General features: G+C 45.4%; 12 protein-coding genes. 2 read left to right on the top strand and 10 right to left on the bottom strand.

Annotated features, from left to right (window positions below; translation table 11 throughout):
* Nucleotides 1-185: 185 nt before the first annotated feature.
* The gene (locus SNE25_RS13020) at nucleotides 186-626 is read right to left on the bottom strand and encodes a hypothetical protein (RefSeq protein ID WP_321565536.1); all 441 of its coding nucleotides are present in this window, start codon (nucleotides 624-626) and stop codon (nucleotides 186-188) included.
* 109 nt (nucleotides 627-735) lie between these two features.
* Here SNE25_RS13020 and SNE25_RS13015 point away from each other — a divergent pair, with 109 nt between their 5' ends.
* Both SNE25_RS13015 and SNE25_RS13010 read left to right on the top strand, forming a co-directional pair.
* The gene (locus tag SNE25_RS13015) at nucleotides 736-1,551 is read left to right on the top strand and encodes a restriction endonuclease (RefSeq protein WP_321565535.1); all 816 of its coding nucleotides are present in this window, start codon (nucleotides 736-738) and stop codon (nucleotides 1,549-1,551) included.
* Nucleotides 1,552-1,992: 441 nt separating this feature from the next.
* Nucleotides 1,993-2,592, top strand: a complete 600-nt coding sequence (locus SNE25_RS13010) for a hypothetical protein (RefSeq protein ID WP_321565534.1) — start codon at nucleotides 1,993-1,995, stop codon at nucleotides 2,590-2,592.
* A gap of 358 nt (nucleotides 2,593-2,950) precedes the next feature.
* Here SNE25_RS13010 and SNE25_RS13005 read toward each other — a convergent pair whose 3' ends face one another.
* The 9 genes from SNE25_RS13005 to SNE25_RS12965 all read right to left on the bottom strand — a co-directional run bounded on the left by SNE25_RS13005 (nucleotide 2,951) and on the right by SNE25_RS12965 (nucleotide 13,517).
* Nucleotides 2,951-4,204 (bottom strand): efflux RND transporter periplasmic adaptor subunit, encoded by a 1,254-nt coding sequence (locus SNE25_RS13005; RefSeq protein WP_321565533.1) that lies wholly within the window; start codon nucleotides 4,202-4,204, stop codon nucleotides 2,951-2,953.
* Nucleotides 4,197-5,474, bottom strand: a complete 1,278-nt coding sequence (locus tag SNE25_RS13000; RefSeq protein WP_321565532.1) for an efflux RND transporter periplasmic adaptor subunit — start codon at nucleotides 5,472-5,474, stop codon at nucleotides 4,197-4,199. Before SNE25_RS13000 ends, SNE25_RS13005 begins: the two co-directional genes overlap by 8 nt.
* Entirely contained in the window at nucleotides 5,449-6,684 is a 1,236-nt protein-coding gene (locus SNE25_RS12995; protein WP_321565531.1) for a TolC family protein, read from the bottom strand. The genes SNE25_RS13000 and SNE25_RS12995 overlap by 26 nt, the downstream gene beginning before the upstream one ends.
* A 4-nt stretch (nucleotides 6,685-6,688) precedes the next feature.
* Nucleotides 6,689-8,581 (bottom strand): efflux RND transporter permease subunit, encoded by a 1,893-nt coding sequence (locus SNE25_RS12990; RefSeq protein ID WP_321565530.1) that lies wholly within the window; start codon nucleotides 8,579-8,581, stop codon nucleotides 6,689-6,691.
* Nucleotides 8,578-9,852: an efflux RND transporter permease subunit gene (locus tag SNE25_RS12985; RefSeq protein WP_321565529.1), complete on the bottom strand. Its 1,275-nt coding sequence runs from the start codon at nucleotides 9,850-9,852 to the stop codon at nucleotides 8,578-8,580. Before SNE25_RS12985 ends, SNE25_RS12990 begins: the two co-directional genes overlap by 4 nt.
* Nucleotides 9,853-9,912: 60 nt before the next feature.
* Nucleotides 9,913-10,173: a heavy metal-binding domain-containing protein gene (locus SNE25_RS12980; RefSeq protein WP_321565528.1), complete on the bottom strand. Its 261-nt coding sequence runs from the start codon at nucleotides 10,171-10,173 to the stop codon at nucleotides 9,913-9,915.
* Between the two features lie 133 nt (nucleotides 10,174-10,306).
* Nucleotides 10,307-10,693, bottom strand: coding sequence for an HYC_CC_PP family protein (locus SNE25_RS12975; protein WP_321565527.1), 387 nt, complete (start codon nucleotides 10,691-10,693; stop codon nucleotides 10,307-10,309).
* Nucleotides 10,694-11,025: 332 nt separating this feature from the next.
* Nucleotides 11,026-11,355 (bottom strand): hypothetical protein, encoded by a 330-nt coding sequence (locus tag SNE25_RS12970; RefSeq protein ID WP_321565526.1) that lies wholly within the window; start codon nucleotides 11,353-11,355, stop codon nucleotides 11,026-11,028.
* A 128-nt stretch (nucleotides 11,356-11,483) separates the two neighbouring features.
* Nucleotides 11,484-13,517: a copper-translocating P-type ATPase gene (locus tag SNE25_RS12965; protein ID WP_321565525.1), complete on the bottom strand. Its 2,034-nt coding sequence runs from the start codon at nucleotides 13,515-13,517 to the stop codon at nucleotides 11,484-11,486.
* Between the last annotated feature and the right edge of the window lie 27 nt (nucleotides 13,518-13,544).

The following is a 13,544-nucleotide window of genomic DNA, read 5'->3' as shown; positions in this document are numbered from 1 at the left end:
CAGGGTTGTTGAGCATTCTTTTTCTTCTGTTTCCACGACGCAAGATAGACAAACCTTGTGTAATACTTGTTTATACCTGGCTTCAGATTACCCCCGGATATTTCCCTAACAAAACCCTGGTTCACGTGCGAAATGCCGGTCAGGGATTCCCTTAGAATCAGGCATAATACCAACTGCGGTTAGGACTACAGTTCATCCAACTTTTTTTGTTCCTCACTCGAAAATTGAACATGCTGCGATAAGTCTTTCACCATTTTTCGGGCGAAGACTGCGCCTTCTTCATTGCTTTTCATGATATCATCGTCCCCAAGATCGGCATCAACACCATAAATGGCTTGCTTCAGGTCGCGCCGCCGTTCGATCTCTTTTACCTTGCCATCTACCTTTTCCACCATCGAGTAATCGGGTGTACCGTTTTCCGCAAGGTCTTTAAAATCCAAATAAGGTTGTAAGTTGACTTTCATCACCTTTTGCATCACCTCTCCCCATTGGAGTAATTCCTCATTACCGTATTCCGGGTTATTCTTTTTAGCCATGTATTGCACCATAGCCAAATATTGTTCAGGCGTGGCGCTCCAGCGCCGTCCAAACCCGAGCAACTTGCTAATAAACGAGAAAAATCCCATAGACGTAAATGTTGGTTATTGTAAAATTAAGGAATTTTTCCTTGCTGTATTAACCCACTTATACTTAGGGTAGCTCTCCGATTTGGTTACAAATCGTATCTTTAAACCGATGAATAATCATTCCCCCGGCAACGTTGATTTATGGTTTGTAACTGAAACTGATGTGCGTAATGCCGCAAATGGCATACCATTCACACCGGGTTACTCTATTTATGCTTATTTCTGGTTAAGAAGAAGGTTGGACGAAAACACGATGGAAGGATGGATCGGGCGTATTGATAAAATGGAAAACTTTCATTGTAGTATTGATACAACCTACACTTACTTTAGCGATTACCGCGCCAATAAGAAGATTTATGTCACGCTGGATAAAACCGCGTTTTTCGAGATTGACGAAATATTTCCGTCTAAGCCTTTATTATTCCTATTAAAAAGGATCAAATTTAAGCCGGATGCTAAACAGGCTGCCTCCGCAGCCGTAACCGCTACCGTGCATCGATTACAGTTTCACCTGCTTGGTGGCAACAGCTTTGAACACCTGGTCTTTGCTTTTTTGCAGCAAACCGGAGACTGGAAATCAATCGAGTGGATTGGAGAATCCGGGCAGGACAAGGGGAAAGATATTTGGGCAGAAAAGGATAATGACACACATTGCTTTCAATGCGCTAATTATCAACAGCTGACTTTTGCGAAAATTGTTACTGATATGGATAAATTGGCTCAACACGAAACGGTACCTGGCCATTTGACCATTGTATGTGGTGGTAAAGTAACTGATGGACTAAGGCAAAAAACCAAATCCTACGGTTTATCAAAAGGTTTCGGCACCGTTACGATATGGAGCGGGCCGGAACTGGAAGAAAAAATACGAAAACAATCGCCTGAAATTCTACTACGTTTTTTTGAAGGCCATGCGTTTCCGTAAACTCAAAATTAATGTTTCGGACTTTGCCTTTGGCCCGCGCTGTCCGCTGTATCTTTTTTTCTAAAAAGGATGTCGCTGTCATCACTAATGCGGCCATGCCTGCCGGTCAGGTCCGCTATCGCTGACCCAACCGCAGGCTACACAGGAAGCGCTCGCCCGCCGGTTAGCCACTGCGCCACCCAAATCAGTCCGTACCGCTGCGCTTTACCAGCTGATTTTACGCGCCCACCAACGGGCAGGCTCTTGCTTTAGTCCCCTGTTGATCGGTTGTTTTTATCTGCTGTTTTAACAGGCTTTCCAACCATTTTAGTTTTTTAACCGCAAAGGTAAAGCCCTTTGCGCCGCCGTCAAGGGTCTATGAAACCCCGCACCGGCAGGGCCCTTGACAACTGCACACCGTGCTTATAAAACCCTTGCATTAAAAAACTAAAATGTAATGTTATGGAAAGCCTGGTATTAAATCTTCAATCAAAAAATCAAATCATCGATTACATCGCGGATAACCACATGGTTTCTTATGAAAAAGGTATCTTTCAGGAAATGATCGCAGCTATCGAAGCAAAGGATCAAACTCAGCTAGACTGGTTCCGCAGTTTTGGTGATTCTTTCCGGGGAATCACCATGAATGTATACGCTTATCGTAAAGGCCTGGAATTCGGATTTACCGAAATCAGCTTTGATAAATACGACTGGCTTACAAGACCTGTATTTTTAGATAGGGAGGAATTAACATTTGGTGATACCAGCCGTTATGGTAACCACAGTCTGATCTATTTGGGCAGGGGTGAGAATCAGGTTTGGACTTACGGCATGAGTTACAGCTACGGCGTTGCAGGTGGTTGCTACGGCCTGTCCGTTTATGGTAAACAATTCAAAAGCCGCCAGGATGCGCTCAGTCATACACTAAACGAACTAAAAGTCATGATGACAAAAAAGATCGGCAGCAAAGACACCTCCAACGATAAACAGCCTGTCGTCCTGGCAACCCTGCGTGATATTGATAAAGCTTTAATTGGAATGGTGCAACTCAACTTGTTTTAAATTTACCGCTGATTAATTCACAATAGATCCGGGTAGCTTCGAAAATGAAATGACGGTGCTCATTTTCAATTCCTGTTGATGTTCAAATCCTTCGGTCAGGTAATGCAGGTCTTTGATCATCCCTTTATTTTACTGCTTTGGTGAAAACCTGCCAGACAGTTTCAGCTACTTATCAAACAATTTCAAAAGCAGTTTCATTTTAAACTGCTTTCTAGGTAGAAAGACCAAAAGCATTGACCCCTCTCGGCCAATTTGTTTTCCTTCTCTGATGATTTGAAGGCAAGCACTAAAAGTGGTCATTTCAAAATTGGCCGAGAGGCGCCAACAGAGTGTGGTTTATCCATATTGCATCAAATCTTTACATTTTCATATTTCCCATATCTTTTTGATCTCCGCCATTCTTAAATATTGCTTCACTATTCAATAAATAGGCGCCGCTCGTTACAACAATATCACCATTATTTAAACCCGAAAGGATAGGCACATAGTTTGGGTTTCCCGGCCCTGTCTTAATCATCCTGGGTGAAAAGCTGCCATTTGGATTTTTCACCCATACTTTGCTGCCCTTGCCATCTGTTAAAATAGCAGCGGTAGGCACGGCTATTGAATGCTGTTTGCCAGTAGCGATAGAAATGTAGGCCAGCATTCCGGGTCTTATTAAGCCCTGCGGGTTAGGAATACTGATCCTGATCAGATCCACTTTCGAGGATTCCGATAATTCAGGATTAATAAATTCAACCTTACCGGTAATGACCTGTCCGCCCAGATCAGGAAATGAAATATTTACCTGGTCATTTAGCTTATAATCCCCCGCTTCACCGGCATACAATTGAGCTTCTACCCATAAGCTGTTTAACGCTTGTGTTTTCAGTATGGGCATCCCTTCGGTTACATAATCTCCCTCTTGAACGCCTATTTCACTAACAGTACCACTAATTTTGCTTAAAACTGTTGTAGTCGCTGATACTTTTCCGGAAGCGGCCAGGCTTCTGATCTGTGCCGGGGATAAACCCCAAAGCTGTAATTTGTTTTCGGCAGCACCGATCAGCTGCTGATAATCCACATCCGGGTTATGCAGCACTCTTTGCTGCTGTTTTGCCAACAGGTATTCTTTTTCTGCCTCGAGCAGGTCCTCGCTATAAATGGAATAAACAGGCTGACCGACCGATATTTTTTTTCCGGTAGTTTTAACGAATAATTGCTGAATCCGGCCTGCGATCCGGGCACTCAATTCGGCTGTTGTATTTTCATTGGTCGTTACCGTTCCGGTCAATGTCTTTTCCATCCCGACATTTTCTTCCCGAACCGTGTCTGTCAGGATACCTGCCAACTGGATCTGCGAGGCAGTTAACGTGATCATGTTCATATCGGTACTGTTATTGTCCCCGGCAAGCTCCACTTTGATTAGCTTCATTCCACAAATCGGGCAATTGCCGGGATGATCCTCATGTATCTGCGGGTGCATGGAACAAGTGTAATAAGCCTTGCTTTGCGTCTTTGCCACTTGCTGCGGTTTTTGCTTACAGGCGGTGAACAGCACCGTTATTAATAGTGTAAAAGCCAATAACCGCAATGCTGTCAGCCGTATATGTTGATTGTTCCTTCTATTCATTGCCGGATGTTTTAATAAAACTTTCACTGTCTGCTAAATATTGAGCATCTGAAGCCAGGCTATCTGAAGCAGATAAGCCTTTTATAATTTGTATTTCATTTCCGTTTATAATTCCCGCATTTACCTGATGAGCCTGAAATAATGCGCCTTTTTTTAGCCACACCACCTGGGTACGTCCCAAATTCAATAATGCTGTCCTCGGTATCCATAAACCCTTTGTTTCCCCGCTTTGTATGGTCGCTTTGACCAGGCTGTTTACTTTCAGCGCATGATCCATATTGTCAATATATACCCGGATACTTGTGGTTTTATCCCCATCCTGTAAAACAGGCTCTATGAAATCGACTTTACCCCTGATCGTCCTGCCCGGCATATCCGGCAGGTTTATCGTTACCGTCTGGTTTAATTTCAAGGCGGCAATGGCAGGGCGGTCGATTTTAACGACCGCCCATAGCTGATGCGGATTGACCAAGTTAAAAATGTTCTGCCCTTTTTCTACATACATTCCCTCTTTGACGGAAAGGGGAAGATTATTAGCGAAATCAGCGGGAGCTTCTGTACTTGCTGCACCTGCCATTTGAGCATGCGGCATATCATGTACGTGTCCTTCATAGGGACTGTAAACTGGCAGACTGTAAAAAGATTTACCGCTTTTGATGACCTGTTCCACCTGAGCTGTTGTCATTCCCAGTAACAATAGTTTTTGTCTGGCTGCATTGATCAAACCCGTTTCCTGTGCCGAATTCTTTGTCAGATAAATTAAGTCCTGTTGGGCAGCAACCATGTCCGGACTATAAATATCAAATATGCGCTGGCCGGTATGTATCTCCTGGAAAGCATATTTGATATAGAGCTTTTCGATGCGTCCCGAAAAACGGGCTGCAATGTTATTAAATGTGCGGGTATCAAAATCAAGGTATCCCTGAGCCACGATTTGGGTTGGAACGGCCTTTTCTATAGGGCTAATGGCATTAATATCAGCAATTACCGATGAATTAACCGGCTGCAATACCGTGTTCAGACTGATGCCCGCCCCCTCGCTGGCCTGGCCTGATTTTTTGACCAGGGTCATACCGCAGATCGGGCAATTGCCCGGATGATCTTCCAGTACCTGCGGGTGCATCGGGCAGGTATATTTGATATCGCTTTTTACCTGTGTTGCAGCAGTTATAGGGGATTTCTTCTTTTTATCGGAGCAGGCACTGATGACCATGACTATTAACAGGAGGCTGGTCAATATGATCCTAACGGGTTTCATTCTCTTTTTCATAAGCTACCTGTAATTGTAAAAGTTCCTGTAAACGGTCTAATGCATCCATCCGGGCCGACTGCAAAGCTTTGATACTGTCCAACACCGATGGCAGATTGCCGGTATTCTGCTCATAAGCCAGCAGGGATGTTTTATAAGTATTCTGCAAAGCAGGAATGATGTTTTGATGGTAGTTTTTGAGCTGTCTTTTTTTGCTGCCCATATCCGTTCTTAAACCGGCCATCTGCCCTTCGGCCTGGTTCAGCATATCCAGCTTTTTTTGCTGCAGTTCAGCAACCTCATACCGGATCCCTTTCAGGTTGGCCTTGTATTCTTTGGAAGCCCAGGGGACGATAGGTATAGTTACCGAAGCCATTAAAATATACTGATTAGCCATTCCCCCATAGCTGAACATATGCCCCGCCTGGATACCGAAATCGGGCTTGCGCCTGCTGTATTCCATTTTAGCGTTTAATTGCTGTAAATCAATATTCCGATTGATCCCTTTAATATCGCTGCGGGTATTGGCAAGGCTTGCCGTATCGGTGACGGCTGTTTCATAATCTTTCAGCACAACATTGGTATCAACGGTAAATACGGTTTGCTTATCCCGGTTCATCAGCGTATTGAGCATGATGTTCTTCTGGCTGATCTCATTGTTTAATTGTTCCCGTATATTATCCAGCTCATACAAGTCTGCTTTGGCCTTATAAATACTGGGCAGTTTTTCCTTGCCATAGGTAAGCCGGATGTTCGCATCCTTGAGCATATATTCCAGCAGGCTTTGTGTATGCTGCAATAAAGCCAGTTTCTTTTCCAGCACCACCCGTTCGTAATAGTATTGCTTGGCCTGGGCGATCAGTTGATTTTTCAGATAGTTCTTGTCTTCGGCGGTTACTTTAGACATCCCCCGCATATAATCTTCTTTGGCCCGCAGTTTGGCCGGGTTGGTGAACATCTGCTCCGCCTGGATCATAAAAGAACCTGTATTGGGGTTGATTTGATAAGGGGTTTGGTACTGGCCTGCACTAACCTTCGGCGCATCCAAACTTTTAGCTCCTTTTGCGTACGCGTCCTGCGCACTGATCTTTGCATCGTATGCCTGCAACGATGGGTTAGCATTAATACGAGCGAGAACACTGTCCAGTGGCAAAAGCTGAACCTGTGCTTTTGCTGTCAAACCGGCAAAGCAAGCGAGCATCATACAGATGATTTGATATTTCGTTTTCATAAGCTTATTCCTTTACCTCCAACACTTCGAGCTTGCCGTGTTTTTTGAGTTCGTATTCCTTAACCATCAAAAAGATCAGTGGGGTAACCAGTAAAATATGGGTGGAAGAAGTTAATACCCCGCCGACCATCGGCAATACGATGGGCAGCATCACATCGCTGCCCGTTCCAGTGGACCATAATACCGGCACCAGGCCAAACAGGGCGACACAGACCGTCATCAGTTTTGGGCGCAGGCGTTTAACTGCACCGTTCATCACATAAAACCTCAAATCTTCCCTCGTGATCGTTTCTTTGGAATTGCCTTTCAAAGCTACCAGCTGCTGCATGGCATCATTGAGATAGATCACCATCACGATACCCGTTTCTACGGCAATGCCAAACAGGGCGATAAAGCCGACTGCCACTGCAACGGATAAATGCACCCCAAAGAAGTACACCATGTATGCCCCGCCGATCAGTGCAAATGGAATGCTGATCAGGCTGAAAAATGCCTCCCGGATTGAGTGGAATGCAAAATACAGACAGCCAAAAATGATGACCAGTACAATCGGCAGAATGAGTTTTAAGGTTCGTTCCGCCCGGATCAGGTTCTCATACTGGCCGCTCCACTCAATAAAGTAACCTTTAGGCAAGCTTTTGACCATCGTGTTCAGCCTGTCCTGCGCTTCTTTTACCGTACTTCCAAGGTCACGGTCACGAACGTTAAATAATACCGTTCCACGCAATAAAGCATTTTCAGACTGGATCATAGCTGGCCCGTCGCTGATCTTAATATCTGCAACGGAAGACAGCGGTATTGGTCCATAATTCATCGTTTGAACCAGGGTGCGCTTGATCTCATCCAGGTTACTGCGGTAATCCTGGGCTAAGCGCAGATTCACGCTGAAACGTCTGCGCCCTTCGATAGTCGGTGTAATATTCATTCCGCCCAATGCGCTTTCTACTACTTCGTTCACATCATCCACGCTTAGGCCATATCTTCCAACAGCATCTTTGTTGACCTGGATATCCAGGTATTTACCGCCGGTGATTGGGTCAACATAAAGATCCTTTACCCCGTTAATACCCTGCAAAGCCTGTTTCATCCGGTTAGCGAGTGTATTGATCGTATCCAGATTCTGCCCGTATACCTTTAAACCCACATCTGTGCGAATGCCCGTAGAGAGCATATTGATCCTGTTAATAATGGGCTGTGTCCAGCCGTTGACCACGCCGGGTATCTGCAGTTTGGCGTTTAATTCGTTGATAATATCTTCTTTTTTTATACCCGCGCGCCATTCACTTTTAGGCTTTAACAGCACAATCGTTTCCGTCATGCTGATGGGCGAATTATCCGTAGCGGTATTGGCGCGGCCGGCTTTGCCCAATACATTTGCGACCTCGGGTACGCTTTTAATGATCCTGTCCTGCACCTGCAGCAACTGTTTAGCTTCGGCATTGGAAACGTCCGGCTGGGTAACCGGCATAAACAGGATCGTGCCTTCATCAAGCGGCGGCATAAATTCACTGCCTAAGCTTAATAACAGGGGTATACTGATCAATAACGCAATGATATTAATACCGATGGTCGTTTTGCGCCAGGTCACGCACCAGTTGAGTATAGGCCGGTATAGCCTTTCAAGCCCACGGTTTAGCGGATTACGGTCATCTGAACTCAGCTTACCTTTCAGAAAAAAGGAGATCAGTACCGGGGCGAGCGTAACGGCGAGGATTGCATCAATTCCAAGGATAAAAGTTTTGGTCCAGGCCAATGGGCCAAACAGTTTACCTTCCTGTCCTTCCAATAGAAATACAGGAAGAAAGGAAGCGACGATGATCAGCGTGGAAAAGAACACGCCACGGCCAACCTGCTTGCAGGATGCTTCTATGATTTTAATTCGTTCTGCTGTGATCATGACTTTTCTTTTTCTTGTGCAGCGGATAAATTCCGGTGCGAGTTTTCGACCATCACGATCCCGTTATCGACGATCACTCCAATCGCCAAAGCGATACCAGTTAAGGACATAATATTGGAGGATATTCCAAAGGCATTGAGCAGGATAAAGCTGGCCGCGATGGTAATCGGGATCTGGATAATAATACTGAGCGCACTTTTTAAACTCAATAAGAACAGGATCACAATGATTGACACCGTAATCATTTCCTCGATCAGCGTATGTTTGACCGAACCGATAGCGCTTTCTATCAGTTCACTCCGGTCATAGGCGATCTTAAATTTAACGCCCGGCGGAAAACCTTTTTGTATATCGGCCATTTTATCTTTTACGGCGTGGATAACCCTATCCGCGTTTTCACCATAGCGCATCACGACGATACCGCCGACCGCTTCTCCTTCGCCGTTCTGGTCAAAGATGCCCAGGCGCAGATCACCTCCCATCTGAACGGTCGCAATATCTTTTACCCTGACCGGTACTGTTTTGATGGTTCCGATGGTAATATTTTCTACATCCTGCAGGGATTTAATATAACCCAGGCCTCGGACGATATAACCCGTACCATTCATTTCAAACTTACGTCCCCCCACATCATTATTATTGCTTTTAACCGCTTTGAGTACCTGGGACAAGGGAATATTGTAGTAATTGAGCTTATGCGGATCAATATTGATCTGATATTGCTTTTCAAAGCCGCCGAAAGAAGCTACTTCGCTTACACCCGGCACGGTTTGCAGCCCCAGCTTGACATACCAGTCCTGTAAGGCCCTTTGCTCACCTAGGTCAATACCCTTGGCATCGAGCGTGTACCATAGGATGTGGCCCACACCGGTTCCGTCCGGCCCAAGGGTCGGCGTGATACCTTCCGGCAGCAATCGCTGCGCGTAACTTAACCGTTCCAGTACACGGCTCCGCGCCCAGTAAACATCTGTATTGTCCTGGAAAACAACATAGACAAAGCTCATCCCAAACATCGAGGTGGCGCGGACGGCCTTTACTTTGGGGATGCCCTGCAGGTTGCTCACCAGCGGGTAAGTCACCTGGTCCTCCATGATCTGCGGGCTGCGCCCTTCCCATTCCGTAAATACGATAACCTGGTTCTCTGACAGGTCGGGAATGGCATCAATAGGATTTTCGCGCACAGCATAAGCGCCCCATCCGAAAAGGGCAACGGCTATCAGCAGTACGATATACCTGTTCTTTAAGGACAGGGTAATAAGTTGGTTGATCATCTTAATGGTATTAATCAATACTCCATCCGGATAACTCTCCGGACGGAGTATTGAAATGTATTACATCTTCATGGATTCGGCTTTCTTTTTGGCCGGTTCTTTTTTTACCAGTTCCATACCGCATTTAGGGCATTTACCAGGTTTATCACTCAATACGTCCGGGTGCATACCGCAGGTATACTGCACTTTCTCAGGTTTTGCGACAGGCTTTACCTTTTTTGTTTTAGTAGTGTCTGATACAGCTTTGACAGGCAGACCTGCCGCAAATAGGGTTGCACCGGAGAAAAGGATGGCAGCAGCCATCAGGGTTACTTTTTTCATTATTTTTTAATTTTAAAAATGGATGGATAACATAAGGCAAAGCCGTATGCTTGATTATTAATTAAGATGATTTAATTGCATTACAAACAGGAGCCGGTTACCACGGTAACGGCTAAAGGGACGGGAATACAGATCAGATTCTGTAGGTACAGTTAAGAATATAAACAGGTGCTTTAGGCCAGTAGGGTGGCGCATGGCTGTTAAAAGCCGTACATTCAAAATTAGAATGATATGCGCTGAGGTCTGCTGTAAACGTTGCAGGGATAAGAACGTGGAACAAATTGGCATCCAAATTCGGTGCGTTTGCACCGAAATGCTGATCCTTTACCTTGATGAGCTGCGTTTTTGTTTTGCAGCAACCCGGTAATCCCGTTGCCATTTTGCAATAAGACTTTTCCGCGCTGCTAAAAGAGAAGCTTGCAGATTCCAGTTTACCACAGCAATAAAAACTACGCACCGAGATTCCCAATGCGGAAAGCAGGTAAATAGCTGTTAATGATATGAGCGCGATACGTTTCACTGACCGAAAATAATAAATTTTCTTTAATTAAAGATAAGAGAGCCGCCCCACGAAGGGGCGGCTTCTTTATTTACAACTTACATACAGTCTTGCATTCCCCTGATGCCTTGCAGGTCTTGCTGCAATAATCCTTGCAGTTGGGCCCGCATCCCTTTGCGCATTTAGAACAGGTGAATTTGCTGTTGCAGCAAGGGGTATTGGCATAAGTAATGGATATAACAGATAATAGCATCACCATGGTGATGAAAAGAAACTTTTTCATGATTTTGAATTTAAAGATTAATAATTAAAAGGCTTTCTGGTCGGAGATCGACCAGGTTCGGGTTTAACTATTAAGCTTTCGGCGGGTTCCAGTCATTGTCCTGGTAATCCGACAATTCACCAATAGCAAAAGGATGGGCAGGCTGATCATTCAGATCAGTGATTGCCGGTGAAAGGGAAACAGATGAAATAATCGTAAAACCACAGGTGCCGCAAGGCACCATAGCATTACAGGCACCTTTTGCACAATTGTCATCAGGATTCTGCTTTTGATGTTTACAGCAATCCTTGTACATTTTCGCTATACAGCAAGCTGCTTTTCCATGATAGATGTTCGCCATACCCGTAAATGAGGATAAAAGCAATACATTCAGGATGAGGAAAACAGCGATAGACTTCATGTGCTTATAAAACGCTTATTGTGTAAAATATTGCAACGCAAGGCTGCTTAATTAACATAAGGCTAAGGTAAGGGCAAATCATCGGGTAACATTTATATAATTCCGATAAAAATTTATATCCTATTGTACTAAGTTTTTACCTTCAACATACTGGCATTGATCGCGACAACCACCGTGCTGACCGTCATTAAGACGGCCCCTGCTGCCGGGCTCAATACAATGCCCTGGTTATAGAGCACACCGGCGGCCAGCGGTAAAGCAATGACGTTATAACAGGTCGCCCAGGCCAGGTTCTGCACCATCTTCCGGTAGGTCGCTTTGCCAAACAGGATCAGGCTCACAATGTCTTTGGGATTGCTGTTCACCAAAACAATACCAGCGGTTTCGGCTGCTATATCGCTTCCTGAACCAACAGCGATGCCGATATCCGCCTGGGCCAATGCCGGGGCATCATTAACGCCGTCGCCTGTCATGGCCACAAACCCGCCCTTGCTTTGCAGTTCCTTGATCTTTTCTAACTTCTGATGCGGCAAAACTTCGGCAATAAAACTATCCATACCCAATGTATTGCTGACGCTTGCAGCTACTTTACTGTTATCACCCGTTAGCAGGACAGATTTGATATTTTCCTGTTTCAGCGTTGTAATGGCTTCCGCTGATTCGGGCCGTATCTCATCCGATAACGCAATATATCCCGCCAGTTCCTTGTCAATAATTAAAAACACAACCGTTTCCGTAACATTCGCGGTAAAACCATCAGGTGTTCTAATCTTATTTTCTTTCAGATAGCCCGGACTGACAACCAGTACCTTTTTACCTTCAACTGTAGCTTCAATACCCTGGCCGGAGATGGCCTTAAAGTTTTCTGCCTTTGGAACGGGTATCTTTAAATCCTTAACTTTTTGCAGGATACCGGTCGCAATCGGATGTTCGGATTGTTGTTCCAATGCCGATGCCAGGCGAATGATCTCGTTTTCTTTCAGGGCTTTTTGCAGGGAAACAATTTTAGATACTTCAAACTTCCCTATGGTAAGTGTGCCCGTCTTATCAAATACCATAGTGGTGATCTTCCGGGAGTTCTCAAAAGCAGTCCGGTTCTTAATTAATAAACCGTGTTTTGCCGATAACGCAGTGGATTTGGCAACGACCAGGGGTACAGCCAGCCCAAGCGCATGCGGGCAACAAATAACAATGACGGTAACCATCCTTTCCATCGCGAAGGCCAAAGTTTGCCCGGTCAAATACCAGTATAAAAAGGCGGTCATACCGGTAAGCAAAGCAATAACGGTTAACCATTTGGCTGCCGTGTCAGCCAGCAACTGGGTTTTGGATTTGGATTTTTGCGCATCATCAACCAGTTTCACTACCTGGGAGAGATAAGAATCTTTGGCTGCATGGGACACCGTTACTTTAAAGGAGCCGTTGCCGTTGATAGATCCGGCAATTACTTTGTCGCCCTTGACTTTTTGTACCGGTTTGGATTCCCCCGTCAGCATGCTTTCATTGAGATAACTTTCACCCTCCAGGATGATCCCGTCGGCCGCCACTTTTTCGCCGGGCTTGACCAGGATAATATCGTTTGCTTTCAGGGTATCCGTTTTGACATCATGCACCATATCCGGCATTACCATGTGCGCTTCATCGGGCATCAGCTGAACCAATAGCTCCAGTTCTTTTGACGCCCCGGCAACGGATTTCATTTCAATCCAATGCCCTAAGAGCATGATCAGGATCAGGGTATCCAGTTCCCAAAAGAAGTCCATCCCCTTTAAACCAAATACGGTAGCCGAACTATAAAGGTAGGCTACCGTAACCGCAAACCCGATCAGGGTCATCATGCCGGGATTTTTAGCTTTCATTTCACTCAGCCAGCCGGTAAGAAACGGCCAGCCGCCATAAACAAATACGACAGAGGCCAGAGCAAAGAGCAGGTAGGGCGAACCGGCAAAGCTGATAGCCAGGTGCAGCCATTGCTGGATTTGCATAGATAGTAACATGACCGGAACGGTCAGCGCCAATACCACGTAAAACCGCTTTTTGAAATCAGCGATCATCATGGCGTGATGGCCCGGCCCGCTCATATCCATCGAATGTCCGGAGCCGTGCTGCATCTTGGTATGATCCATCGTCCCGTGCCCTGAAGTCATTTTGTCTATGTCCATTTGATGTGATTGAGGTTTATGTTTCAT

The sequence above is a fragment of the Mucilaginibacter sabulilitoris genome (assembly GCF_034262375.1).
In the GTDB taxonomy this organism is placed as follows: Bacteria; Bacteroidota; Bacteroidia; order Sphingobacteriales; family Sphingobacteriaceae; genus Mucilaginibacter; species Mucilaginibacter sabulilitoris.
Note: the sequence above shows the minus strand (reverse complement) of the source record. Positions and strands in the feature narration are given on the sequence as shown.